Below are 24103 nucleotides of genomic sequence, written 5' to 3'. Positions count from 1 at the left end.
GCCGAAGCCTGTGCAGTACCTGTGGGAGCGGGCTTGCCCGCGAAAAGGGCGACGCGGTCCTTAATTTCTGCTTGATCGCAGTCAATGCTCGACCACCGGCTTTTCATGCCGCCGGACAAAGCAGGCATAATACCGCGCCTTCTACACTCAAGCGCACTTTCAGCGATTGCCGGACGCCCCTTTGACAGCCAACACGCCCCTAGCCTCTCCCCGTCCCTCGGCCTGCCCGGGGTTGTGGCGCATCGTCAGCGCCCGTGACGGTGGCATTTGCCGGATCAAGCTGCCCGGCGGGCTGCTGCTGGCCGACCAGGCAGACGCGGTGGCAGCGGCAGCCGAGCGTTTCGCTGCTGGCGTAATTGAGGCCACCAACCGCGGCAACCTGCAGATCCGCGGCATCGGCAGCGATCATGCCGGGCTGGTCGAAAGCCTGCTGGCCGCCGGCCTCGGTCCGCGTGACGCAGCCAGCGATGACGTGCGCAACCTGATGCTCAGCCCACTGGCCGGCCATGACCCGTCGATGCTGCTGGATGTACGTCCCCTGGCCGGGCAGATCCTTGAGCTGCTGCAAGGCACGCCGCGCTTCCATCAGCTGTCGGCCAAGTTCGCCGTGCAGCTGGACGGTGGTGAGGGCGTGGCGATGCTCGAACACCCGCACGACCTGTGGCTTTCGGCACTGCGCCTGGAGCAGCGCGAGTGGCTGGCGTTCGGCCTGGCCAGCTGCCCGGCCGATGGCCAGGTACTGGGCGCGGTGCCGCTGGAGCAGGGGCTGGCGCTGGTGCGGGCGGTGCTCGATCGCTTTCTCGAGCTGGCCAGCCCGGAGCAGTCGCGCATGCGCCAACTGCTGCAGAGCTGCCCGGTCGAGGCCTTCATCGACGGCATTGGCTTGCACGTCCGCCGCGATCCGGCGGTGCTCAGGTGGCAACGCCACGCATGCGCACAGCCTTGGCTGGGTGCTGTGACCCAGCTGGAGGGCATGGCGTTGGGCGTCTCGCCGCCGCTGGGCCGCCTGTCGCCTGCCATGTTGCGGGGGGCTGCCCGAGCAGCCCGGCAATGGGGAGATGGCAGCCTGCGCCTGAGCCCCTGGCAAAGCCTGATGCTGACCAATATCAGCGCTGCCGGTCTCGAACAGGCCCGTACCGAGCTATCGGCGCTGGGCTTGCTCTGCCAGGTCGATGACCCCTTGGTGCGGGTGGTTGCCTGCACGGGCAGCAGTGGCTGCGCCAAGGCTCAGGCCGAGACCAAGGCGGATGCGGTCGAGCTGGCGGCGCTGTTGGGCAGTGGCGCGCCCGGCAGCGTGCACCTGTCCGGCTGCCCTCGTTCCTGCGCCGTGGCCCATGTTGCCCCGGCTACTCTGCTGGCCCGTTCACCGGGCCGCTATGACCTGTATCTGCGTGACGCGCACCTGCCGGGCCTGGGTGCCCTGCGCGCCACCGACCTTACCTTGAATGAAGCAGGCGCCATGCTCGCCCTGCCGACGGAGCACCTTGATGATTGACTACATCCGCGATGGTCAGGAGATCTATCGCAATTCCTTCCGGATCATCCGCGAGGAAGCCCGGCTCGAGCGGATTCCCGCAGACCTGGAAAAACTCGCCGTGCGCGTGATCCATGCCTGCGGCATGGTCGAGGCCATCGATGGCCTGCAGTTCTCCGAAGGTGCCGGCCGCGCAGGCCGTGAAGCCCTGGCCAATGGTGCGCCGATCCTCTGCGACGCGCACATGGTCGCCGAAGGCATCACCCGCGCACGCCTGCCCGCCAACAACCCGGTGATCTGCACCTTGCGCGACCCCAGCGTGCCAGGCCTGGCCAAGGCGGTCGGCAACACCCGCTCCGCCGTGGCCCTGGAGCTGTGGCGCCCGCACCTGGAGGGCAGCGTGGTGGTGATCGGCAATGCCCCGACTGCGCTGTTCTACCTGCTGGAGATGATCGATGCCGGGGCACCCAGACCCGCGCTGATCCTCGGCTTCCCGGTCGGCTTCGTCGGTGCCGCCGAGTCCAAGGCGATGCTCGCCGCCGACAGCCGCGGCGTGCCATTCGTGGTCATGCAAGGCCGCCTGGGCGGCAGCGCAATGGCCGCTGCCGCAGTCAACGCCCTGGCCACGGAGGTGGAATGATGGCGCCGCGCGGAAGACTGCTGGGCCTGGGCGTTGGCCCCGGCGACCCTGAACTGATCACCGTCAAGGCCCTGCGCCTGCTGCGCGAGGCGCCGGTGGTGGCGTACTTCGTGGCCAAGGGCAAGCGCGGCAACGCCTTCGGCATCATCGAGGCCCACCTGCAAGCCGAGCAGACCCTGCTGCCGCTGGTGTACCCGGTCACGACCGAGGCACTGCCGGCGCCGCTGTCCTACGAACAGGTGATCAGCGATTTCTACGATGAAGCGGCCGTGCAGGTGGCCGAGCACCTGGATGCCGGCCGTGACGTGGCGGTGATCTGTGAAGGTGACCCGTTCTTCTACGGCTCCTACATGTACCTGCACGACCGGCTTGCCCGACAGCATGAGGCCGAAGTGGTCCCGGGCGTCTGCTCGATGCTCGGTGGCGCCTCGGTGCTGGGCGCGCCGCTGGTGTACCGCAACCAGAGCCTGTCGGTACTGTCGGGCGTGCTGCCCGCCGAAGAGCTCACGCGACGCCTGGCAGACGCCGATGCGGCGGTGATCATGAAGCTGGGCCGCAACTTCCCGAAGGTGCGCCAGGTACTCGCCGAACTCGGCCTGGACGGGCGCGCGCTGTACGTCGAGCGGGCGACCATGGCCAACCAGAAGATCGTGCCGCTGGATGAAGTGGACCCGCAGTCCTCGCCGTACTTCTCGCTGATCATCGTACCGGGGGAAAAATGGCAGGGCTGAACAGGCAACAGGCAGCGGCCATCGTCATCCTTGGCGCGGGTAGCCTGGTCACGGCGCAGCGCATCCAGCAGCGTTATCCACAGGCGACCGTCTACGGCCTGCGCGGTCGGGTCGAGGGCGCCGATCAGTACTACGACGGCTTTGGCGAGACCCTGCGCATGCTCTACCAGCAGGCCACCCCGATCATCGCGCTGTGTGCTGCCGGCATCGTCATCCGCAGCCTGGCCAGCCTGCTCGATGAGAAAGGTGCAGAGCCGCCAGTGCTGGCCGTGGCCGAGGACGGTAGCGCGGTGGTGCCGTTGTTGGGCGGCCTGAGCGGGGTCAACGTCATGGCGCGCGAACTCGGCGAGGCACTGGGCGTGGCGGCGGCGATCACCACCAGTGGTGAACTGCGCTTCGGCACCTGCCTGCTCAACCCGCCCGAGGGCTATGCCCTGGCGGACCTCGAACAGGGCAAGCGCTTTGTCTCCGACCTGCTGGCCGGCGAAAGCGTGCGTGTCGAGGGTGATGCCCCCTGGCTTGCGCAGGCGCAACTGCCGGCCAGTGACACCGCCCGGCGCACCATCCATGTCGGCTGTGACGCGCGCGTGGCCAGCCGTGACGAGCTGCTGATCCACCCACGCTCGGTGGTGGTGGCGCTCGCCGCAGGCGGGCCCGGCCTGGCCGATCAGGTGCGTGGCGCCTTGCGTGAGGCCGGCATTGCCGAGCCCTCGCTGGCGTGTCTGCTGGTCGCCGAGCAGGCGATGGCCGAGCCGTTGTTGCACGAGGCCGCCGCGGAACTGGGCGTCGTGCTGCGCTTCGCGGCCATGAACGATACCTTGGCCAGCATGGCCGCCGAGGCTTTGCCCGAGGCTCGGCTGATCGAGCATTCGGGCCTGGTCATCGCTGCGGCGCCATTGCCGGTCGACACGGCACGGTTGGGGCGCAAGCGTGGTCGCCTGGCCGTGATCGGCCTGGGCCCAGGTGCGGCCGAGCTGATGGTGCCGGCAGTGAAAGCCGAGCTTGCACGTGCCGAGGACATCCTCGGCTACGAGACCTACGTGCGCATGGCGGGGCCGTTCCGCGATGATCAGGTGCAGCACTGCACCGACAACCGGGAAGAGATGCAGCGTGCCCGGCATGCCTTCGAGCTGGCGGCCCAGGGGCGCTCGGTGGTGGTGGTATCGTCGGGCGACCCGGGTGTGTTCGCCATGGCCGCAGCGGTGCTCGAAGCGCTGCATGAGTCCTGCGACCCTGCCTGGCACCGTGTCGACCTCGAGATCCTGCCAGGGGTATCGGCGTCGCTGGCAACCGCCGCGCAAGCCGGCGCGCCGTTGGGGCATGACTTCTGCGTGATGTCGCTGTCTGACAACCTCAAACCCTGGTCGATCATCGAAAAGCGCCTGGATCTGGCGGCCCAGGCGGATCTGGTGCTGGCCTTCTACAATCCGATTTCCAGGTCCAGGCCCCATCAGCTTGGCACGGCACTGGAGATCGTGCGCCGGCACCGGGATGGGCAGACGCCGGTGGTGTTGGGGCGCGATATCGGCCGGCCGGGGCAGACGCTGAAGGTGGTGAGCCTGGCCGAGCTGACGCCGGAGATGGTCGACATGCGTACCATGGTGCTGGTCGGTTCCTCCACGACCTGCACCTTCGACCGTGCCAGTGGCGGGCAATGGGTCTACACCCCGCGTTGGTACCCCGCCGCGCCCTGAACCTGAGGGCTAACCGACCAGGTAGCCCTTGATCCCGGTAAAGATGATCTGCGCCGCCAGGGCGCAGACGAACAGCCCCATCAGGCGGCTGACGATCTGCAGGCCCTGGTCACCGAGCAGTTTTTCGATGCCGTGCGAGAGGTACAACACCAGGCCGACGGTGAAGCTGGCCAGAGCGATGCTGACAATGGCCAGCAGCTTGTCGTCCCAGTGCGGTTGGCCCACGCCCATCACCAGCAGGGCCCCGATGGTGCCGGGGCCCACGGTGAGCGGGATGGTGAGTGGCACGATGGTCACGTCCTGTTGCACGTTGTCGGCCTGCACCGCCGGTTTGCCCTGGGCCATGCCCAACGCCGAGATGAACAGTACGCTGCCCGCACCGATGCGGAAGGCGTCGGCGGTGATACCGAAAATACCGAAGATCACCCTGCCGAACAGGTACAGCAGCACGCTGGCCACCAGCGCGGCAAAGGCGACCTTCCAGGCCAGCTGTTTGCGCTCTTTGCTGGAGTGACCACGGGTCAGGCTGATGAAGCACGACAGCACGAAGAACGGGCTATAGAGCACCAGCATCTTCAGGTAGACACTGAACAAGTCATGCAGCATGGGATGATCCTTGGCGATAAGGGTGGCGTGCAGGAGCGACCCGTCTGGTTATGAGCTGTGCGCCGGATCAGCTTTGGCTTCGCGCTGATTGGCCCAGTACTGGATCAACTCGCGCAACTGTGACAGCTCCACCGGCTTGGCCATGTGGCCGTCCATGCCGGCCAGCCGTGCGCGCTCCTTGTGCTCAGCCAGTATATGCGCGGTCAGCGCCACCACCGGGGTGCGCTGGCGCTGGTTGGTGGTTTCCCAGGCACGCAACTGCTGGGTCGCGGAGAAACCGTCCAGCACCGGCATTTCGCAGTCCATCAACACCAGGTCGTAACGCTGCGCCTTCATCGCCTGCAAGGCCTCTTCGCCGTTGCTGGCGGTATCGGGCTCGAGGTTGAGCTTGCCGAGCATGCCGCGGATGACCTTGGTCGAGATACTGTTGTCTTCGGCCACCAGCACACGGAAGTCGCTCGGCAACTCAAGCGCGCCCTGCGCGCCGGGCATCGCCGCCGGCACGGCCTGATCGCGGCCACGCTGGGCCAGTTCTTCGGCCAGGGTGGTCTTGAGCGTATAGCCGGCAACCGGCTTGGCAAGGATGCGCTTGATCCCGGCATTACGTGCGATGACCTTGCTGGGCGCGTTGCTGATACCGGTGAGCATGACCACCAGGATGTCGTGGTTCAGGCTCGGGTCTTCCTTGATCTTGGCCGCCAGCTGCATGCCAGTCATGCCCGGCATGTTCTGGTCCAGCAAAACCGCATCGAAATAGTCGCGCAGGTGCGCCTTGGTCCGCAGCAGGGCCAGTGCCTCCTTGCCCGATGGCACCGCACTGACATTCATGCCCCAGGCGCTGCACTGCTGCACCAGGACTTTGCGGCAGGTGTCATTGTCGTCGACCACCAGGACCCGGGCGTCGCGTAACGGGCCGTCCAGGTCAGCCGGGGGCTGCTCCAGGCGGGATGGATCGAGCGGCAAGGTCAGCCACAGGGTATTGCCCATGCTGGTGCTGCTCTTGATGCCGAACTCGCCTTGCATCAGGCCGATCAGTTGCTTGGCGATGACCAGCCCGAGGTGGCCGCCAAGCTTGTTGCTGGAGAGGAAGTGGTGGCTGTGCAGCTCGGCCTGCAGCAAGGCCTCGCGCTCGGCCGCGGGCAGCGGCTCGCCACTGTCCTGCACGGCAATGCGCAGGCGCGGGATTTCACCCCGTTGATCCAGCGCCACCACCAGCAGGATTTCGCCCTGGGAGGTATTCTTCAGGGCATTTTCCAGCAGGCTCGACAAGGCCTGGCGCAGGCGTGTCGGGTCGCCGCTGATGACCTGCGGCACCTGCGGCTGGGTGAAACTGATCAGCTCGATGTTCTGCTGCTCGGCCTTGGCGCGGAAAATGTTCAGGCAGTCTTCGATCAGGGCGTTGAGGTCGAACTGCACGTCATCCAGCTCGATCTGCCGCGATTCGAGCTTGGAAATGTCGAGAATCTCATTGATCAGCGTCAGCAGCTCGTTGCCGGCGCTGTGAATGGTCTGTACATAGTCGCGCTGCTTGACCGACAGCGGCGTGCCGAGCAGCAGTTCGGTCATGCCCAGTACACCGTTCATGGGGGTACGGATTTCGTGGCTGATCTTGGCCAGGAATTCGGCCTTGGCGTTGATCTCGGCATCGCTGGCCGCCAGTGCACGGCTGGCGCGGAAACGTTCTTCGCTGATGCGCCGCAGGCGCTCGCTGACGGCCAGGTTGAGCAGCAGGCCACTGACCACGGTCATGCCCAGGAGGATGCACAGCAGCCACGGCGTCGAGGTGCGGGTCAGGCCCAGCAGGGCAGGCAGCAGCACCAGGCCGCCCAGGTTGAACACCAGCATGGCGACGCTGAACAGCCGTGCCGGCGCATAGCCCTTGTACCAGTGGTAGCTGCTGGCTATCAGCATGGTCACGCTGCCGACGGCCAGCAGGGCATAGGTCATCAGGTTGAGCGGCAGGGTATCGACGAACAGCAGGACCAGCCCGCTGACCGCTGCGACCAGCATTTCGCCCTGCAGCAGGCGGTTGAGCCGCGGTGAGTTGCAGGGAGAGAAGAAATGCTGGGTGAAATACAGCCCCGACAGCCCGGCCAGAACCAGTGTCAGGTAGGCCGCCGGGGTTTGCGCGCTGTGCCACAGGTGCCACCAAGGGCCGCTGAGGTTGAGCAGGATCAGGCCGCTGAGCAGCATCAGCCCGTGGTAAAGGGCCAGATACAGGGTGGTGCTGGAGCGGGTGTAGATGAAGCGGATCAGGTTATGCAGGATGAGCATCACCAGGCCGCCGAACAGCATGCCGAACAGCAGGGGTTGGCCATGGTCGGAGGCGGCTACCGCCGCAGGCTCCAGGCTTATCGCCGGGCGCAGCTGGTGCTCCGAGACCAGGCGCAGGTAGATGTCCAGCGCGTGCTGGCTGTTGGGCAAGGGCAATACATGGTCGCTGCCGCGCAGGGTCGGGCTGCCGTTCCCGGCCTGGCGGCCATGGTGCAGTTGGCGCAGCAGCCTGTCGCCATCGAGGGCGTACAGATCGAGGCGCGACAAGTCGGGAGCGAAGATGCGCAGCAGTTGCTCCTGGTCACCCGGTTCCAGGCGATAGTGCAACCACAGGGCTTGTTCAGCCGGTGCGGCATCGAGTTCGCCAAGGGTGGTAGGGCTGAACTGGCTGCGATAGCGATCGGAACGCACGTCGCTCAATTGCAGGTTGGCCTGTTCATCGAGCAGAACGGACCAGCCTCCGCCCTGTTCGGCCGAAGCCGGCAACAGGCAGAGCAGGGTCAGCAAGCTGACGATCAGAGCTGTGGCAATCCGAAGCCGACGCACTACGAGATCCCTTCCTAGCCGATGTGCCAGATACTAACTATGCGCGGCGCGCCAAGCCGAAGGCAAGGCCCCCATGGGGCCCTGTCGACGAGCCGGATGCCGCATGCACAAGGCGCTGCGGCACTCCGGTACCGCTTACTGCTGGTGTTCACCGCGCTCGCGGGCGATGGCCCGGTAGCCGATGTCGGTGCGGTAGAAGCTGCCGTTCCAGCTCACTTCCTTGGCCAGGCGGTAGGCCTGCTGCTGGGCATCGGCGACGCTCGCACCCATGGCGGTAGCGCAGAGCACACGGCCGCCGTTGGTCACAACCTGACCGTCCTTCAGCGAAGTACCGGCATGGAACACCTTGCCTTCGATCTTGGCTGCGGCCTCCAGGCCGTTGATCACGTCGCCCTTGGCGTAGTCACCCGGGTAACCGCCGGCAGCCAGCACCACGCCGAGGCTCGGGCGCGGGTCCCACTGTGCTTCGACCTTGTCCAGCGCCTTGGCGAAGGCGGCCTCGACCAGCAGCACCAGGCTCGACTCCAGGCGCAGCATGACTGGCTGGGTCTCAGGGTCGCCGAAGCGGCAGTTGAACTCGATGACCTTGGGGTTGCCCGCCTTGTCGATCATCAGGCCGGCATACAGGAAGCCGGTGTAGACGTTGCCTTCTTCGGCCATGCCACGCACGGTCGGCCAGATCACCTGGTCCATCACGCGCTGGTGCACGTCCGGGGTAACCACCGGGGCAGGGGAGTAGGCGCCCATGCCGCCGGTATTCGGGCCGGTATCCTGATCGCCGACGCGCTTGTGGTCCTGGCTGGTGGCCATGGGCAGCACGTTGTGGCCGTCGACCATGACGATGAAGCTGGCTTCCTCGCCGTCGAGGAACTCTTCGATGACCACGCGCGAACCGGCCTCGCCGAAGGCGTTGCCGGCCAGCATGTCACGCACGGCCGCTTCGGCTTCTGCCAGGGTCATGGCGACGATCACGCCCTTGCCCGCGGCCAGGCCGTCGGCCTTGATCACGATCGGGGCACCCTTTTCCTGCAGGTAGGCCAGGGCTGGCTCGATCTCGGTGAAGTTCTGGTAGTCGGCGGTCGGGATCTTGTGGCGTGCCAGGAAGTCCTTGGTGAAGGCCTTGGAGCCTTCCAGCTGGGCCGCGCCCTTGGTGGGACCGAAGCAGTCCAGGCCGCGGCTGCGGAACAGATCGACCACGCCGATCACCAGCGGCGCTTCCGGGCCGACGATGGTCAGGTCGACATTCTTCTCGGCGAAGTCGGCCAGTTGCTCCAGGGCGCATACGTCGATGGCGACGTTCTCGCATTTCGGCTCGATGGCCGTACCGGCATTGCCCGGGGCAACGAAGACTTTTTCGACGCGTGGGTCCTGGGCGACTTTCCAGGCCAGGGCGTGCTCACGGCCGCCGCTGCCGATGATCAAAACTTTCATGTCAAAACCTCGATTCAGGTGATCCAGGGGGCTGCGCCGTACCTTGTGGGAGCGGGCTTGCCCGCGAATGCGGCGGTGAATGCACCATCGTATTCGCGGGCAAGCCCGCTCCCACAGGATGGCCGCTTGCCCGGGATCCGCGTAATTAGTGGCGGAAGTGGCGCATACCGGTGAAGACCATCGCGATGCCGGCTTCGTCGGCAGCGGCGATGACTTCGGCATCACGCATCGAACCACCTGGCTGGATCACGGCGCTGATACCCACTTTAGCCGCGTTGTCGATGCCGTCACGGAACGGGAAGAACGCGTCCGACGCCATGACCGCACCCTGCACCTGCAGGCCAGCATGCTCGGCCTTGATGGCGGCGATGCGGGCGGAGTTGACGCGGCTCATCTGGCCGGCGCCGACACCGATGGTCTGGCGCTGCTTGGCGTAGACGATAGCGTTGGACTTGACGAACTTGGCCACTTTCCAGGCGAACACCAGGTCGTGGATTTCCTGTTCGGTAGGGGCACGCTTGGTGACGATCTTCAGGTCATCGGCGGTGATCATGCCGATATCGCGGCTTTGCACCAGCAGGCCACCGTTGACGCGCTTGAAGTCCCAACCGGCAGCGCGCTCGGCTGGCCACTCGCCGCACTCCAGCAGACGCACGTTCTGCTTGGCCGCCACCACGTCGCGGGCAGCCTGGGAGATTTTCGGCGCGATGATCACTTCGACGAACTGGCGGTCGACGATGGCCTGGGCGGTTTCGCCGTCCAGCTCGCGGTTGAAGGCGATGATGCCGCCGAATGCCGACTCGGTATCGGTGGCGTAGGCCAGGTCGTAGGCCTTGCGGATGCCGCCTTCGTCTTCAGGCACAACGGCCACGCCGCACGGGTTGGCGTGCTTGACGATGACGCAGGCTGGCTTGACGAAGCTCTTCACGCACTCCAGCGCGGCGTCGGTGTCGGCCACGTTGTTGAACGACAGTTCCTTGCCTTGCAGCTGCACGGCGGTGGAAATGCTGGCTTCGCCTTTCTTCGCTTCAACGTAGAACGCCGCGCTCTGGTGCGGGTTCTCGCCGTAGCGCATTTCCTGGGCCTTGACGAACTGGCTGTTGAAGGTGCGCGGGAACTCGCTGCGTGCTTCAGTGCTCAGGGTGTCTTTGGCCTGGTCGATGGTGCCCATGTAGTTGGCAATCATGCCGTCGTAGGCAGCAGTGTGCTCGAACGCCTTGAGCATCAGGTCGAAGCGCTGGGCGTAGGTCAGGCCGCCGGCCTTCAGGCCTTCCAGCACGCCGGCGTAGTCGCTGGCGTTGACCACGATGGCGACATCCTTGTGGTTCTTGGCAGCCGAACGGACCATGGTCGGGCCGCCGATGTCGATGTTCTCGATGGCGGTCGGCAGGTCACAGCCTGGCTTGGAAATGGTGGCTTCGAACGGGTACAGGTTGACTGCAACCAGGTCGATCGGCTTGATGCCGTGCTCGTTCATGATGGCGTCGTCGATGCCGCGACGGCCAAGGATGCCACCGTGGATCTTCGGGTGCAGGGTCTTGACCCGGCCATCCATCATCTCGGCGAAGCCAGTGTAGTCGGCCACTTCCACCGCGTTGACGCCGTTGTCCTTGAGCAGCTTGTAGGTGCCGCCGGTGGACAGGATCTCGACACCGAGCTGTTGCAGCTCACGGGCGAATTCGAGGATACCGGTCTTGTCGGAGACGCTGATCAGGGCGCGGCGGACTGGCAGGCGGGTAGTCTGGTCGGTCATTTCGGGTTCCAATAACGCGGTGGAGTCAGCAAAAAAGGCGTCTCTTCGCAGAGGCCGCCTTTTCTGATTGGGATTCTGGCTTACAACAAGTCGTACTGCTTGAGCTTCTTGCGCAGGGTGCCACGGTTGAGGCCGAGCATCTCGCTGGCCTTGGTCTGGTTGCCCTTCACGTAGTTCATCACGCTTTCGAGCAGGGGCGCCTCGACTTCGGAGAGCACCAGGTTGTACACGTCGGTGACGGTCGCGCCTTCCAGGTGTGCGAAGTAGTTGTGCAGCGCCTTCTCGACGCTGTCGCGAAGGGTCTGGCCCTCTTCGCTCGGCGTGTTGAGGTGCTGTTTGAGGTTGGCGTTGTCGCTCACGGGCGTTGTTCCACTCACTAATGTCTCGGTCATCATCGTCATGCGGCCACCCCTTGTCCGTCCTCTGTCTCAAGGCTCTGTCGACGTTCACTGAAAAACTCGCGAACGTTGGCGCACTGCGCTTGTGTGTCTTCCAAAGCGTTGAACCGGGCGCGAAACTCCTTGCCGCCGGGTCGTGTTGCCAGGTACCAGCCCACGTGCTTGCGGGCGATACGTACGCCCATCACATCGCCATAGAAGGCATGCAGCGCGGCCAGGTGCTCCAGCAGGATGCGTTCCACTTCGTCCAACTGCGGGGCCGGCAAATGCTGGCCAGTCCCCAAAAAATGTTCGATCTCGCGAAAGATCCATGGCCGCCCCTGGGCAGCCCGGCCAATCAGCAGGCCGTCGACCCCGGTGGCATCCAGCACCGCCCGGGCCTTTTCTGGCGAAGTGATATCGCCATTGGCAAAAACCGGGATCGATACCGCCTGCTTGATGGCAGCGATGGTGTCGTATTCGGCTTCGCCGGTGTACAGGTCAGCGCGTGTGCGGCCATGCACCGCCAGCGCCTGGATGCCAGCCTGTTCGGCGATCCTCGCCACGTTCAGGCCGTTCTTGTTCGCCCGGTCCCACCCGGTGCGGATTTTCAGGGTCACGGGTACGTCCACCGCGCCGACCACGGCGTGGAGGATTTCGGCGACCAGGTCTTCATCTCTCAATAAAGCAGAGCCTGCAGCTTTGTTGCAGACTTTTTTTGCCGGACAGCCCATGTTGATGTCGATGATCTGCGCACCTGCCTCGACATTGGCCCGGGCCGCCGCGGCCATCATCTGCGCATCGCCACCGGCGATCTGAACCGAGCGTGGCTCGGGATCACCCTCATGGATGCGGCGCAGGCTGGACTTGCGGCTGTTCCACAGGCTCATGTCGCTGCTGACCATCTCCGACACCACCATGCCGGCGCCCAGGCGCTTGCAAAGTGTCCGGAAAGGCTGGTCCGTGACCCCGGCCATGGGTGCGAGGATCAGGTTGTTGCGTAGTGTGTATGGGCCGATGCGTACCGCCGACATAGGTGTTCCCTGTTGTGGGGCCGAATCATGGGAGTCCGAAAAAGGGTTGGCATGATACCCGCTCTCGGTGACCGGATAAAGAAGGATTTGGATAAATTCTGTACAGCTGTCGGCTTATGTCATTTGCTTTGGTCAGCGCGCCCCCATGTGGCAGCGGGCTTAGTCCGGGGAGCGGAAGCTGAGGCTGTAGTTCACGGCCTTGGGGCCTGGGTCGAGGATATCCAGGGCAATGTGGATCGGCGTCTGGCTCGGCATTTCGCCGCGCCCGGCCAGTTCGCCCGACAGGTATTCGCTGGGTTTGAACCGACGGCTGGCGATCAGCTGGCCGTTGAGGTCGGCGAAGCGCAGCTCCAGCAGCGGGAACGGCTGTGCGAACGGTGCGCGGTTGTAGATGATCGCATCGACGATCAGGGCGCCCTTGAAGTCCGGGTGGCTGCGCACCACCAGGTTGCTGCTCTTGATCCGGCCGATATCGACGCGGGTCGGCACCTGGCAGCCGAACATCGGGCACAGTTGCTGGAAGATCGGGCGGTACTGGTCCTGGCGGGCCAGTTCGTCGAAGTGGAACCACACGTACTGGAATGCCAGCAGGCCAGCGGCCAGCAAGGTCAGGAAGCTCCACAGCAGGCGCTTGCCCCAGTTGGGCCGGGGTTTTTCCCACCCCAGCTGCAGCGGGTCGTCGACGACATCGACCAGCGGCTCCTTGCGTGACGGGCGCTCTGGCTTGGCGGCAAAGCCGGGCTCCAGGCGTTCACCCGGCAGCGGCTCGAGCGGGTCGTCATCGCGGGCCGACAGGTGGAGGTCGGTGTCGTCGTCATCACGGGCGCTGAGGCCTTTTTCGTGAATGATATCGTCATGTTCTTCGAAGCGCTCAACCGGTTCAGGTTCAGCTACGCGCTGCGTTGACGGTTGCTCGTCGAGGTCGAGGTCCAGGTTGCCGCCAAGAGTCGGCTCGTGGCGATCACCGGGTTCAGGCTCCAGCGGCTGTTCATCCAGCAGCACCGGGGTCGAAGCCTGGGCTTCATGAGGCTCATAGGGTTCGTCGGTGGCGGTGCCGAACAGTTCGTCGCCATGCTCGTCGGCAGCCGGCTCGTCGCGGCGGGCTTGCAAGGCATTGGCCTTGATATCCGCACGCGGTTCGGTCGGCTCGCCACGGCGTTCAAGGCGCGCCAGCTCCTGGTCAAGATCGAGTTCATCCAGAGCCTGGGCGGTCATGGCCCAGTCTTCTTTGGTTACCGGCGGCGGCTCGCTGACGGCCGGTTCAGGCGCAACGACCGGCTCGACCACCGCTGGCGGTGGAACAACGGGCGCAGGGCTGGCTGCGGCTCGGTTCTGTTCCAGCAACTGCTTGGCCGCATTGAACACCTGCAGGCAGTGACCGCAGCGCACGACGCCGCGAGCCACGCTCAACTGGTGATGGGTGACGCGAAAGCTGGTCTGGCAATGCGGGCACTGGGTGACGAAACTGTCGGTCATGCGGCGATCCGGGAGCTGTGCAGTGAATTATTCTAGGCCCGCTTAGCGGCGCCGACCACTGATGCGCACCCAGCCGTCGCGTACGACGATCGGGTCCAGGTCGAAGTCGGCAGCGTAGGCGGCAGCCACTTCCTCGCCTTGTTCGGCGAGGATGCCCGACAGGGCCAGCAGGCCACCTGGGCGGACCAGGCCGGACAGCTGCGGCGCCAGCGACACCAGTGGGCCAGCGAGAATGTTGGCGACCAGCACGTCGGCCTGCATCGCCGGCATCTGCTCGGGCAGGTACAGCGCGAACTTTTCGTCGGCGATGCCGTTGCGCTGGGCATTGTCGCGCGAGGCTTCGATGGCCTGCACGTCGATGTCGGTACCGACCGCCTCGCGCGCGCCCAGCAGCAGGGCCGCGATGGCGAGGATGCCCGAGCCGCAGCCGAAGTCCAGTACCTGAGTGCCTTGCAGCTGCTGGCCGTCGAGCCATTCCAGGCACAGCGCGGTGGTCGGGTGGGTGCCGGTGCCAAAGGCCAGGCCGGGGTCGAGCAGCAGGTTGACCGCGTCCTGGTCCGGGGCCTCGTGCCAGCTCGGCACGATCCACAGGCGCTGGCCGAAGCGCATTGGCTGGAAACCGTCCATCCAGCTGCGCTCCCAGTCCTGGTCCTCGATCACCTCGGCCTGGTGCTCGGGCAGCTCGGCACCGGTCAGCAAGCGCAGGTGGGCGAATACCGCTTCCGGCTCGGCGTCGGCTTCGAACAGTGCCAGCAAATGAGTATGCGACCACAGCGGCGTGGTGTTGAGGTCGGGTTCGAAGATCGGCTGGTCTTCGGCATCCATGAACGTGACCGATACGGCGCCCACTTCGAGCAGGGCGTCTTCGTAGGTTTCGGCTTGTTCCGGGCTGATGGCCAGGCGTACTTGCAGCCAAGGCATGGCGGGCACCTTTGGTAAATCTGACAGGGGCAGCCCGAGGCTGCGCGAAGCCTGGCAGTTTACGCGAGTGCGGTGGGTTTGTAGAGCAGGTGCGGTAGACCGCGTCGCCTTCTTGCGGGCAGGCCCGCTCCCTAAGGATTGGCGCCGCATCCAAAGGCGGCGCGGTACCTGCAGGAGCGGGTTTATCGAAGCGTCGAACCGCCGCGAAGAGGCCAGAGCAAGCGGTAGAAAGTTGTCAGTGCTTGCGCAGGAATTCCAGCAGCCTCTGGTTGACCTGCTCCGCCGCCTCCATCTGCACCATGTGCCCGACGCCTGGCACTACCAGCACCTCGGCCTCGACCCCTTCGGCATGCGCCGCCGGAATGATCGCGTCCTCGGCCCCCCAGATCACCAGCGTCGGATGCTGCCCCAGCACGCCACGCAGGTCATGCCGCTGACGGTCACCGTCGGCCAGCGCCGATCCTAGCTGGCGCAAGGCTTGATCCACGCCTTCCAGGCGCTTGAACTTGAGCATGTCCTCGAGCATCTGCCGGGTTACCAGCCCCGGGTCGGCGAACAGCTGCACCATCTGCGGCTTCAGCGCATTGCGGTTGGCGGCGGCGACGAAACCTTGCAGGTACTGACCATTGATCGCCTCGCCCAGCCCGGCGCTGGCCACCAGGCTCAGGCTGGCCACCCGCTGCGGTGCCAGGCGCGCCACATTCAGGCAGACCGCGCCGCCCATGGAGTGCCCGGCCAGGTGGGCCTTGGCGATGTGCAGATGATCGAGCAAGGCCAGCACGGTCTCGCTCAACTCATCCAGGTCACCTTTTGCCAGGGCCTTGGCCGACTCCCCATGCCCCGGGAGGTCCACGGCGATGACCCGACGCTCGGTCGCCAGCGCCGGGTGGTTGAACAGCCAGTTGTTGAGGTCGCCGCCAAAGCCGTGCACCAGCACCAGCGGCGTGCCACCTTCACCCAGCTCGAACCAGCGCAGCAGGCGCCCGGCCACCTCGGCCTTCTGCGGTGCCGGCCCCTGGGCCTGATCGGCGCCACCCTCGGCGACGAACTCGGCCTGGAAGCGTTGCACCACGGCGTCGATCTCTGACTCCTCGGCTTCACCTTCCACCACCACGGCCAGCAGCGCGCCGACCGGCAGGGTTTCGTCGGGTCGCGCCACCTGGCGGCGCAACACGCCGCTGAACGGCGCTTCGACGCTGCTGCTGATCTTGTCGGTTTCGACATCCAGCACTTCGTCGCCCTTGCTGATTTCGTCCCCCTCCTGCTTGAGCCAGGCGTCGACCCGGCCTTCGGTCATCGACAGGCCCCACTTGGGCATGGTCAGGGTATGGATCTGGCTCATGCGGCACTCCTTGCAGCTTCGATCACCGTGCGCACGGCCGCTTCGATCTTCGCCGGGTCAGGGATGTACAGGTCTTCCAGGGCATCGGAGAACGGCACTGGGGTATGCGGGGCGGTGACCAGCTCGATCGGGCCCTTGAGCGCGGCGAAGGCCTTTTGTGCGACCAGGGCGCTGATGTCGGTGGCCATCGAGCAGCGCGGGTTGGCTTCGTCGATCACCACCAGGCGGCCGGTCTTCTCCACGCTTTCAAGGATGCTGTCCTCGTCCAGCGGGCTGGTGGTGCGCAGGTCCAGTACCTCGCAGTCGATGCCCTGGCGGGCCAGGTTGTTGGCGGCTTCCATGGCCACGTGGACCATGCGCCCGTAGGTCACCAGGGTCACATCGTCGCCGTCGCGCAGGAAATTGGCCTCGCCAAACGGCACGGTATAGACCTCCTCCGGTACCTCGCCCTGCATGCTGTAGAGCAGCTTGTGTTCGCAGAAGATCACCGGGTCGTTGTCGCGGATCGCCTGGATCAGCAGGCCCTTGGCGTCGTACGGCGAGGACGGGCAGACCACCTTCAGGCCGGGGATGTGGGTCCATAGCGAGGTGAGCATCTGCGAGTGCTGGGCAGCGGCGCGCAGGCCGGAGCCGTACATGGTGCGCATCACCAGCGGGGTGACCGCCTTGCCGCCGAACATGTAGCGAAACTTGGCGGCCTGGTTGAGGATCTGGTCCAGGCAGCAGCCGGCGAAGTCGACGAACATCAGCTCGCACACCGGGCGCAGGCCCTGGGTGGCGGCACCGACGGCAGCGCCGACGTAGCCGATTTCCGACAGCGGCGCATCCAGTACCCGCCCCGGGAACTGGTGATAAAGGCCTTTGGTGACGCCGAGCACGCCACCCCACGCGTCGTCTTCACCGGGGGCGCCGGCGCCACCGGCAACGTCTTCGCCGATGATGAACACGCTGGTGTCGCGGCGCATTTCCTGGGCCAGGGCTTCGTTGATGGCCTGCTGGTAGCTGATTTTTCTAGCCATGGTGGTTCTCCTGTTGTTCTTGTTGTCCGGGCTCAGGGGTAGCTGACGTAGACGTCGCTGAGCAGGTCGGCGGGCTGCGGCTTGGGATCGGCCTTGGCGCGGCGCACGGCGTCCTCGATCAGGTCGTCGACTCGGGCGTCGATGGCGTCAAGTTGCGTCGCCTGCAGCAGGCCGGCACGGGTGGTCTTGTTGCGGAACTGCAGCAGGCAATCGCGGGACTCGCGCAGGTTCTTCACTTCGTCCGGGGCGCGGTAGGTCTGGGCATCGCCTTCGAAGTGGCCGTAGTAGCGGCTGAGCTTGACCTCGATCAGCGACGGGCCCTGCCCGGCGCGAGCACGCTCGATGGCGGCGCCGGCAGCCTCATGCACGGCAAAGAAGTCGAAGCCGTCGATGGTCACCCCCGGCATGCCGAAGCCGGCGGCGCGGTCGGCGATGTGGTCGCAGGCCACCGACCAGGTAGAGGCGGTGGCTTCGGCGTAGCCGTTGTTCTCGGCGACGAAGATGCATGGCAGGTTCATGATCGAAGCCAGGTTCATCGCCTCGAACACCGCGCCTTCGTTGGAGGCACCGTCGCCGAAGAAGGCCACGGCCACGTTGTCATTGCCTTTGATCTTCGCCGCCAGGGCGGCACCGGCCACCAGGGGCGCACCGGCACCGACGATGCCGTTGGCACCGAGCATGCCTTTTTCCAGGTCGGCGATGTGCATCGAACCGCCCTTGCCGCCGCACACGCCGGTCTTCTTGCCGTAGATCTCGGCCATCATGCCGTACACATCGACGCCCTTGGCGATGCAGTGGCCGTGGCCGCGGTGCGTCGAGGCGATGCAGTCGCTGTCGCGCAGGTGCGCCATGACCCCGGCGGCGGAGGCTTCTTCACCGGCATACAGGTGGACGAAACCGGGTATCTCGCCGGTGGCGAACTCCACGTGCAGGCGTTCTTCAAAGGCGCGGATGGTGCGCATCACTTCATAGGCATGCAGCAATTGCTCTGAACTGAGGTGAGTGGACATCTTGTTGTTCTCCAGGGTTGTCTCAACACGGGGTTGCAGGGTGCAGCCGATGGCCGCGCGGGACGGCCAGCAGGTGATGACGGGCGACATGGGCCAGCACAGCCTCGACGTCGACGGTCAGCGGGCCTTGCAGGTCGAGGGTGATGGTCGGGGTGTCGTGTTCGGCGAACTCGATCTCGCGCTCACCGTCCAGGGCCAGGGTGCCGGCGGCGAGGCTCAGGCGGTGCGCTACCCCCGGGCTGAGCAGGCCGCTGGCAGTGATACCGCAGCCTTGCAGCAGGCCGGGGGCCAGTGGCGCGAGCAAGGCTTGGTCGGCACCGGGGTTCAGCCGTACCCAGGCGCCGTAGGGTTCATGGCGAGCCACCGGTTGCCACAGGCCGCAGAGCGCCGACAGGCCAATGGCGTGGGGCTCGGCGAAGCAGGCGAAGACTTCGCTGAGGTCTTCGCTGCGGCTCAGCGCGCGGGCACCGATGAAACGTTGTGGCGACACCGCCACTTCGACCAGTGCCCATTCACACAGCCGTTGCTGCGGCACTTTCACCAGCAACCGCTTGTTGCGACGCAGGCCGATGCTGGCCGGAACCAGGCCACCCGCGAGCAAACCGCCAGCCAGGCCGGCGCTGGTGGCTTCGCGCAGTTCCGGGAAGGCGTTGTTGGTGCCCGTGGACAGGGTGAGCAGCGGAGTGTCTCCAGCCTCGGACGCCACGGCCTTGTGCGTGCCGTCGCCGCCCAGCACGGCAATCATCGCCACGCCGCGCTCGACCATGTGCCGGGTAGCCAGGCGGGTATCGCTGACGGTTTGGCTCAATGGCAGGTCGAGCAGTACCAGGCGCGGCCAGTGCTGGTCCTGCGCCACGGGGCCAAGGCTGGCCTTGAGCACGGCGGCGGCGATACCGGTCATGTCGGTGGGCAGCAGCACCTCGGCCACCCCGGTGGCGCCGAAGGCGGCGAGCAGGCGCTGGATGACCGAGGCCTTGTCGGTGCTGGAGAAGAGCCCGGCGTTGCTGGTCAGGCGGCGCAGGTCGCGGCCCGAAGCAGGGTTGGCAATGATCCCGATGGTCGGGGCGGGATGCGGCATGGCACACCTCGTGTTCTTGTTTGCCCAAGGCTTGAGCAAGCTGGGTGCCAGCTTTCTACACAGACCCCGGAAGGCCCGTGGCAGATGGGTTGGAGCGCTACAGGGCGAGGCTGCCGAGGGCCTTGCCTGAGACGCTGCGTGCCAGTATTGCCGGGTATTTGCCGGGCGCCTGAGACGCGGCGTCTCACGCCCGCCGGTAATCACACAGTGCTTGTTTGCACAGGCCGTCAGGCGCTTAATGGCCGCACAACGACAAGAACAAACAGGAACCGGAGGCCTCATGCTTGCCGCGAACTCCCGAGCCCATGTCGATTGCGTCAGCCGGGTGCTGAAGAACGCCGACCGCCTGCCCCAGGCGCCGGTGCCGCCGCTGATCCTCGATTCCTGGCGCCGTTCCATGGAGCTGTACCGTCTTGACCCTGGGTCCCAGCAAGGGCCGCGTATCCTCTCCCAAAGCCTGCTCAACGAGTGCCGCGAGCGCGCTGAACTGTTCCTGCGCATTGCCGGCGACGCGGTGGCCCGCCTGCATGCACGGGTGCGTGGTGCCGACTATTGCGTGCTGCTGACCGATGCGCTGGGGCGCACCATCGATTACCGGGTCGAATCAGCCATCCGCAACGACTGCCGCAAGGCCGGCCTGTACCTGGGCACGTGCTGGTCGGAAGGCGAGGAGGGCACCTGCGGCGTGGCGGCGGTGTTGACCAGCCAGGCGCCGGTCACTGTGCACAAGCGCGATCACTTTCGCGCCGCGTTCATCGGCCTGACCTGCACGGCGGCGCCGGTGTTCGACCCGCAGGGCGAGCTGCTCGGCGTGGTGGATGTGTCGGCCCTGCAATCGCCTGACGACCGCCGCAGCCAGCACCTGATCCTGCAGCTGGTGGAGCAGACTGCACGGGAGATCGAAAACGCCTTTTTCATGCACAGCGCCCAGGGCCACTGGGTGATGCGCGCCCACGGCACGCCGGGTTATGTGGAGAGCCAGCCTGACTACCTGCTGGCCTGGGATGCCGACGGCCGCCTGCAGGCGATCAACAGCCTGGCCCGCACGCGTTTGCTGGCGCAGCACGGGCGTCTGCCTGAGCACATCGGTGAACTGTTCGACATGGGCCAGCTGTGCCGCGCCAACGAGGCTTCGGCCCAGCGCCTGCCAGGGTGGGGCGGGTTGTACGGGCGGGTCAGCGCGCCTCAGCGACGGGGCCGGGTGCAACCCTTGCAGCAAGCACAGGATGCACGCATCGAGCAGCACCTTCGGTTGGCCACAAGGGTCAAGGATTGCCACCTGGCGGTGCTGGTGCAGGGTGAGACCGGGGCCGGCAAGGAAGTCTTCGCCCGCCAGTTGCATCAGCAGAGCCAGCGCCGTGACGGGCCGTTCGTCACCCTGAACTGTGCCGCCATTCCCGAGACCCTGATCGAGAGCGAGCTGTTCGGTTATGTCGCCGGGGCGTTTACCGGTGCGTCGAGCAAAGGTATGCAGGGGCTGCTGCAGCAGGCCGATGGCGGCACCTTGTTCCTCGACGAGATCGGCGACATGCCGCTGAACCTGCAGACCCGCCTGCTGCGGGTGCTGGCCGAAGGTGAAGTGGCGCCACTGGGGGCTGCGCGGCGCGAGCGGGTGGATATCCAGGTGATCTGTGCGACTCATCGCGACCTGGCCACCCTGGTCAGTGAAGGGCGTTTTCGTGAGGATCTGTATTTCCGCTTGGCCAATGCCCGCTTCGAGTTGCCGCCGTTGCGCGAGCGGGAGGACCGGTTGGGGCTGATTCATCGGTTGCTGGCTGAAGAGGCCGAGGCTTGCGGCGTTGACGTGGTGCTGGGCGACGATGCGTTGCGGGCGCTGCTGGTGTACCGCTGGCCGGGAAATCTGCGTCAGCTGCGGCAGGTGTTGCGCTATGCCTGCGCGGTCAGCGAAGGCGGGCAGGTGTGCCTGGAGAGTCTGCCGCCGGAGGTGCGGGGCGATGCCGTGCCTGCGGCTGATGCCGGGGTATCGAGCCAAGCCCGGCAGTTGCTGCTTGATGCCTTGATACGGCACCGCTGGATACCGGCGGAAGCGGCGCGGGCCTTGGGGATATCGCGGGCGACCTTGTATCGGCGGGTGCATGAGCACCGGATCGAAATGCCGCGGATGAAAGGGTAGGCTGGGCGGCGCTCGATCTGATAGGCGCCACATCTCTGAAGGCAGGCAATAAAAAACCCCGGAACCAGTCCGGGGTTTTGCTGCATCACGCTAACGCGATCACTCCTGGTTGGCCAGTTTGTGCTCGAGGTAGTGGATGTTCACGCCGCCTTTGCAGAAACCTTCATCACGCACCAGGTCGCGGTGCAGCGGGATGTTGGTCTTGATGCCGTCGACGACGATCTCGTCAAGGGCATTGCGCATGCGCGCCATGGCTTCGTCACGGTCCTTGCCGTAGGTGATCAGCTTGCCGATCAGCGAGTCGTAGTTCGGCGGAACCGAATAGCCGCTGTACAGGTGCGAATCGACGCGTACGCCGTTGCCGCCCGGAGCGTGGAAGTGTTTGACCTTGCCTGGGCTCGGGATGAACTTCTTCGGGTCTTCGGCGTTGATCCGGCACTCCAGCGAGTGGCCACGGATGACCACGTCTTCCTGGCGGTACGACAGCTTGTTGCCAGCGGCGATGCTCAGCATCTCCTTGACGATGTCGATACCAGTGACCATCTCCGACACCGGGTGCTCAACCTGCACGCGGGTGTTCATCTCGATGAAGTAGAAACGGCCGTTCTCGTACAGGAATTCGAAGGTACCGGCACCGCGGTAGCCGATCTCGATGCACGCATCGACGCAACGCTTGAAGACTTCCTGACGGGCCTTCTCGTCGATACCTGGGGCCGGGGCTTCTTCCAGTACCTTCTGGTGGCGGCGCTGCAGCGAGCAGTCACGGTCGCCCAGGTGGATGGCGTTGCCCTGGCCGTCGGACAGAACCTGAACCTCCACGTGACGTGGGTTGGTCAGGAACTTCTCCAGGTAGACCATCGGGTTGCCGAAGGCGGCACCGGCTTCGGTGCGGGTGAGTTTGGCCGAGGCAATCAGGTCCTCTTCCTTGTGCACCACGCGCATGCCGCGACCACCACCGCCACCGGCGGCCTTGATGATCACCGGGTAACCGACGTCACGGGCGATCGCCAGGGCGACCTCTTCGTCTTCCGGCAGTGGGCCATCGGAGCCCGGTACGGTTGGCACGCCCGACTTGATCATCGCGTCCTTGGCCGAAACCTTGTCGCCCATCAGGCGAATGGTGTCGGCTTTCGGGCCGATGAAGGCGAAACCGGACTTTTCCACCTGCTCGGCGAAATCGGCGTTTTCCGCGAGGAAGCCATAACCCGGGTGGATCGCAGTGGCGCCGGTGACTTCGGCGGCAGCGATGATCGCCGGGATGTGCAGGTAGGAATCCTTGGACGATGCAGGGCCGATGCAGACCGACTCGTCTGCCAGGCCCAGGTGCATCAGTTCACGGTCGGCCGTGGAGTGCACGGCGACGGTCTTGATGCCCAGCTCTTTGCAGGCACGCAGGATGCGCAGGGCAATTTCCCCACGGTTGGCGATCAGGACTTTTTCGAGCTTCCCAGACATCGTTGGCTCTCCGCGATTCAAACGATGGTGAACAGCGGCTGGTCGAACTCAACCGGCTGGCCGTCTTCCACCAGGATGGCGTCGATGACACCGCCAACATCGGCTTCGATGTGGTTCATCATCTTCATGGCTTCGACGATGCACAGGGTGTCGCCTTTCTTCACGCTCTGGCCCACTTCAGCGAAGTTCGGCGAGGTCGGCGAAGGCTTGCGGTAGAAGGTACCGACCATCGGCGAACGGATCACGGTGCCTTTCAGGGCGGGAGCGGCAGCAGCGGCTTCGGCGGCAGGCGCAGCAGCGGCAACCGGAGCAGCGGCAGGCGCGGCGGCTACTGGAGCAGGTGCGTAGAACTGCTGGGCAGCCGGGGTCTTGCTGTGGCGGCTGATACGGACCGACTCTTCGCCTTCCTTGATCTCCAGCTCGTCGATGCCAGACTCTTCCAGCAGCTCGATCAGTTTCTTGACTTTACGGATATCCATTAATCATCAACTCCCAAAGGTTCGGTCAGGGGGCGAAATTTAAAAACGTATCTGAACGTTTCTCTTCAACCCCGGCCCACTGAGGCCAGGGTTTTCGTTATCAGGGCTGTGCGTTGGCAGCCAGTTGTTCCAGCGCGGACTCCAGGGCCAGGCGATAACCGCTGGCGCCAAGGCCGCAGATCACTCCTACGGCAACATCTGAAAAGTAGGAGTGGTGACGGAACGGTTCGCGTTTGTGCACGTTGGACAGGTGCACTTCGATGAATGGGATGCTCACCGCGAGCAATGCGTCACGTAATGCGACGCTTGTGTGGGTGAAAGCAGCCGGATTGATCAGGATGAAGTCCACACCCTCGTTGCGTGCGGCATGAATACGCTCGATGAGTTCGTACTCGGCATTGCTCTGCAGGTACTGCAAATGGTGGCCAGCGGCACGGGCACGCTGTTCCAGGTCCTGGTTGATCTGGGCCAGGGTCACGGCACCGTAGTGGCCTGGTTCGCGAGTCCCGAGCAGGTTCAGGTTGGGGCCGTGAAGCACCAGTAGGGTTGCCATCTGCGGTTTCCTTGGATTTGTAGGGCAATTCGACACAGCGCGGCGAGTGTGCCGCAAAGCGACAGCAAGTGTCCAG

General features: G+C 65.3%; 20 protein-coding genes. 5 read left to right on the top strand and 15 right to left on the bottom strand.

Features of this window, described 5'->3' with window-relative positions; all coding sequences use genetic code 11:
- The first annotated feature begins 166 nt into the window (after nucleotides 1–166).
- The 4 genes from cobG to cobJ are packed head-to-tail and all read left to right on the top strand — an operon-like array spanning nucleotide 167 to nucleotide 4539.
- The gene (gene cobG, locus L6D64_RS10150; protein ID WP_176509659.1) at nucleotides 167–1495 is read left to right on the top strand and encodes a precorrin-3B synthase; all 1329 of its coding nucleotides are present in this window, start codon (nucleotides 167–169) and stop codon (nucleotides 1493–1495) included.
- Entirely contained in the window at nucleotides 1488–2114 is a 627-nt protein-coding gene (locus L6D64_RS10145; RefSeq protein WP_176509658.1) for a precorrin-8X methylmutase, read from the top strand. Before cobG ends, L6D64_RS10145 begins: the two co-directional genes overlap by 8 nt.
- Nucleotides 2111–2845 (top strand): precorrin-2 C(20)-methyltransferase, encoded by a 735-nt coding sequence (locus L6D64_RS10140; protein WP_176509657.1) that lies wholly within the window; start codon nucleotides 2111–2113, stop codon nucleotides 2843–2845. Before L6D64_RS10145 ends, L6D64_RS10140 begins: the two co-directional genes overlap by 4 nt.
- On the top strand, nucleotides 2833–4539 hold the full coding sequence (gene cobJ, locus L6D64_RS10135) for a precorrin-3B C(17)-methyltransferase (protein ID WP_176509656.1): 1707 nt from the start codon (nucleotides 2833–2835) through the stop codon (nucleotides 4537–4539). The genes L6D64_RS10140 and cobJ overlap by 13 nt, the downstream gene beginning before the upstream one ends.
- A 9-nt stretch (nucleotides 4540–4548) precedes the next feature.
- On the opposite strand, the gene L6D64_RS10130 is transcribed toward cobJ, so the two are convergent.
- From L6D64_RS10130 to L6D64_RS10075, 12 genes are all read right to left on the bottom strand, one after another.
- A complete protein-coding gene (locus tag L6D64_RS10130; RefSeq protein ID WP_176509668.1) occupies nucleotides 4549–5142 on the bottom strand; it encodes a MarC family protein in 594 nt (197 codons plus the stop codon).
- A 51-nt stretch (nucleotides 5143–5193) separates the two neighbouring features.
- On the bottom strand, nucleotides 5194–7965 hold the full coding sequence (locus L6D64_RS10125; protein WP_176509655.1) for a hybrid sensor histidine kinase/response regulator: 2772 nt from the start codon (nucleotides 7963–7965) through the stop codon (nucleotides 5194–5196).
- Nucleotides 7966–8100: 135 nt separating this feature from the next.
- Nucleotides 8101–9396, bottom strand: a complete 1296-nt coding sequence (gene purD, locus L6D64_RS10120; RefSeq protein WP_054886838.1) for a phosphoribosylamine--glycine ligase — start codon at nucleotides 9394–9396, stop codon at nucleotides 8101–8103.
- Nucleotides 9397–9541: 145 nt separating this feature from the next.
- The gene (purH, locus tag L6D64_RS10115; RefSeq protein ID WP_054886839.1) at nucleotides 9542–11149 is read right to left on the bottom strand and encodes a bifunctional phosphoribosylaminoimidazolecarboxamide formyltransferase/IMP cyclohydrolase; all 1608 of its coding nucleotides are present in this window, start codon (nucleotides 11147–11149) and stop codon (nucleotides 9542–9544) included.
- A gap of 80 nt (nucleotides 11150–11229) precedes the next feature.
- Entirely contained in the window at nucleotides 11230–11550 is a 321-nt protein-coding gene (gene fis / locus L6D64_RS10110; protein ID WP_008093076.1) for a DNA-binding transcriptional regulator Fis, read from the bottom strand.
- On the bottom strand, nucleotides 11547–12560 hold the full coding sequence (gene dusB / locus L6D64_RS10105) for a tRNA dihydrouridine synthase DusB (protein ID WP_176509654.1): 1014 nt from the start codon (nucleotides 12558–12560) through the stop codon (nucleotides 11547–11549). The genes fis and dusB overlap by 4 nt, the downstream gene beginning before the upstream one ends.
- Nucleotides 12561–12719: 159 nt before the next feature.
- A complete protein-coding gene (locus tag L6D64_RS10100; protein WP_176509653.1) occupies nucleotides 12720–14036 on the bottom strand; it encodes a DUF3426 domain-containing protein in 1317 nt (438 codons plus the stop codon).
- Nucleotides 14037–14078: 42 nt separating this feature from the next.
- A complete protein-coding gene (gene prmA / locus L6D64_RS10095; protein WP_054886842.1) occupies nucleotides 14079–14957 on the bottom strand; it encodes a 50S ribosomal protein L11 methyltransferase in 879 nt (292 codons plus the stop codon).
- A gap of 235 nt (nucleotides 14958–15192) precedes the next feature.
- Nucleotides 15193–16299 carry an acetoin dehydrogenase dihydrolipoyllysine-residue acetyltransferase subunit gene (locus tag L6D64_RS10090; RefSeq protein WP_176509652.1) on the bottom strand — a complete coding sequence of 369 codons (1107 nt, stop codon included), beginning with the start codon at nucleotides 16297–16299 and terminating at the stop codon, nucleotides 15193–15195.
- Nucleotides 16296–17318, bottom strand: a complete 1023-nt coding sequence (locus L6D64_RS10085; protein WP_176509651.1) for an alpha-ketoacid dehydrogenase subunit beta — start codon at nucleotides 17316–17318, stop codon at nucleotides 16296–16298. Before L6D64_RS10085 ends, L6D64_RS10090 begins: the two co-directional genes overlap by 4 nt.
- 32 nt (nucleotides 17319–17350) lie before the next feature.
- Entirely contained in the window at nucleotides 17351–18328 is a 978-nt protein-coding gene (locus tag L6D64_RS10080) for a thiamine pyrophosphate-dependent dehydrogenase E1 component subunit alpha (protein ID WP_176509650.1), read from the bottom strand.
- Between the two features lie 22 nt (nucleotides 18329–18350).
- Entirely contained in the window at nucleotides 18351–19406 is a 1056-nt protein-coding gene (locus L6D64_RS10075; RefSeq protein ID WP_176509649.1) for an NAD(+)/NADH kinase, read from the bottom strand.
- 280 nt (nucleotides 19407–19686) lie between these two features.
- Between L6D64_RS10075 and L6D64_RS10070 the strand changes: the two genes are divergently transcribed.
- Entirely contained in the window at nucleotides 19687–21540 is a 1854-nt protein-coding gene (locus L6D64_RS10070; protein WP_176509648.1) for a sigma-54-dependent Fis family transcriptional regulator, read from the top strand.
- Nucleotides 21541–21639: 99 nt separating this feature from the next.
- Here the strand turns inward: L6D64_RS10070 and accC are convergent, their stop codons facing one another.
- The 3 genes from accC to aroQ all read right to left on the bottom strand — a co-directional run bounded on the left by accC (nucleotide 21640) and on the right by aroQ (nucleotide 24027).
- A complete protein-coding gene (gene accC, locus L6D64_RS10065) occupies nucleotides 21640–22995 on the bottom strand; it encodes an acetyl-CoA carboxylase biotin carboxylase subunit (RefSeq protein WP_054886847.1) in 1356 nt (451 codons plus the stop codon).
- 17 nt (nucleotides 22996–23012) lie between these two features.
- Nucleotides 23013–23474, bottom strand: a complete 462-nt coding sequence (gene accB / locus L6D64_RS10060) for an acetyl-CoA carboxylase biotin carboxyl carrier protein (RefSeq protein WP_054886848.1) — start codon at nucleotides 23472–23474, stop codon at nucleotides 23013–23015.
- 100 nt (nucleotides 23475–23574) lie between these two features.
- Entirely contained in the window at nucleotides 23575–24027 is a 453-nt protein-coding gene (gene aroQ, locus L6D64_RS10055; RefSeq protein ID WP_027920816.1) for a type II 3-dehydroquinate dehydratase, read from the bottom strand.
- Between the last annotated feature and the right edge of the window lie 76 nt (nucleotides 24028–24103).

Origin of the sequence: Pseudomonas urethralis, from assembly GCF_021602465.1 — a bacterium.
In the GTDB taxonomy this organism is placed as follows: Bacteria; Pseudomonadota; Gammaproteobacteria; order Pseudomonadales; family Pseudomonadaceae; genus Aquipseudomonas; species Aquipseudomonas vlassakiae.
The sequence above is the reverse complement of the archived record's forward strand: the minus strand, read 5'-3'. Positions and strand labels throughout refer to the sequence as shown.

Bases quoted from the DNA above. Each gene is read 5' to 3' on its own strand.
- accB (WP_054886848.1), bottom strand. From the start codon at position 23,474: ATGGATATCCGTAAAGTCAAGAAACTGATCGAGCTGCTGGAAGAGTCT.
- L6D64_RS10080 (WP_176509650.1), bottom strand. From the start codon at position 18,328: ATGTCCACTCACCTCAGTTCAGAGCAATTGCTGCATGCCTATGAAGTG.
- purH (WP_054886839.1), bottom strand. From the start codon at position 11,149: ATGACCGACCAGACTACCCGCCTGCCAGTCCGCCGCGCCCTGATCAGC.
- L6D64_RS10145 (WP_176509658.1), top strand. From the start codon at position 1,488: ATGATTGACTACATCCGCGATGGTCAGGAGATCTATCGCAATTCCTTC.
- accC (WP_054886847.1), bottom strand. From the start codon at position 22,995: ATGTCTGGGAAGCTCGAAAAAGTCCTGATCGCCAACCGTGGGGAAATT.
- fis (WP_008093076.1), bottom strand. From the start codon at position 11,550: ATGACGATGATGACCGAGACATTAGTGAGTGGAACAACGCCCGTGAGC.
- purD (WP_054886838.1), bottom strand. From the start codon at position 9,396: ATGAAAGTTTTGATCATCGGCAGCGGCGGCCGTGAGCACGCCCTGGCC.
- dusB (WP_176509654.1), bottom strand. From the start codon at position 12,560: ATGTCGGCGGTACGCATCGGCCCATACACACTACGCAACAACCTGATC.
- L6D64_RS10070 (WP_176509648.1), top strand. From the start codon at position 19,687: ATGCTTGCCGCGAACTCCCGAGCCCATGTCGATTGCGTCAGCCGGGTG.
- prmA (WP_054886842.1), bottom strand. From the start codon at position 14,957: ATGCCTTGGCTGCAAGTACGCCTGGCCATCAGCCCGGAACAAGCCGAA.
- aroQ (WP_027920816.1), bottom strand. From the start codon at position 24,027: ATGGCAACCCTACTGGTGCTTCACGGCCCCAACCTGAACCTGCTCGGG.
- cobJ (WP_176509656.1), top strand. From the start codon at position 2,833: ATGGCAGGGCTGAACAGGCAACAGGCAGCGGCCATCGTCATCCTTGGC.
- L6D64_RS10085 (WP_176509651.1), bottom strand. From the start codon at position 17,318: ATGGCTAGAAAAATCAGCTACCAGCAGGCCATCAACGAAGCCCTGGCC.
- L6D64_RS10100 (WP_176509653.1), bottom strand. From the start codon at position 14,036: ATGACCGACAGTTTCGTCACCCAGTGCCCGCATTGCCAGACCAGCTTT.
- L6D64_RS10140 (WP_176509657.1), top strand. From the start codon at position 2,111: ATGATGGCGCCGCGCGGAAGACTGCTGGGCCTGGGCGTTGGCCCCGGC.
- L6D64_RS10090 (WP_176509652.1), bottom strand. From the start codon at position 16,299: ATGAGCCAGATCCATACCCTGACCATGCCCAAGTGGGGCCTGTCGATG.
- L6D64_RS10075 (WP_176509649.1), bottom strand. From the start codon at position 19,406: ATGCCGCATCCCGCCCCGACCATCGGGATCATTGCCAACCCTGCTTCG.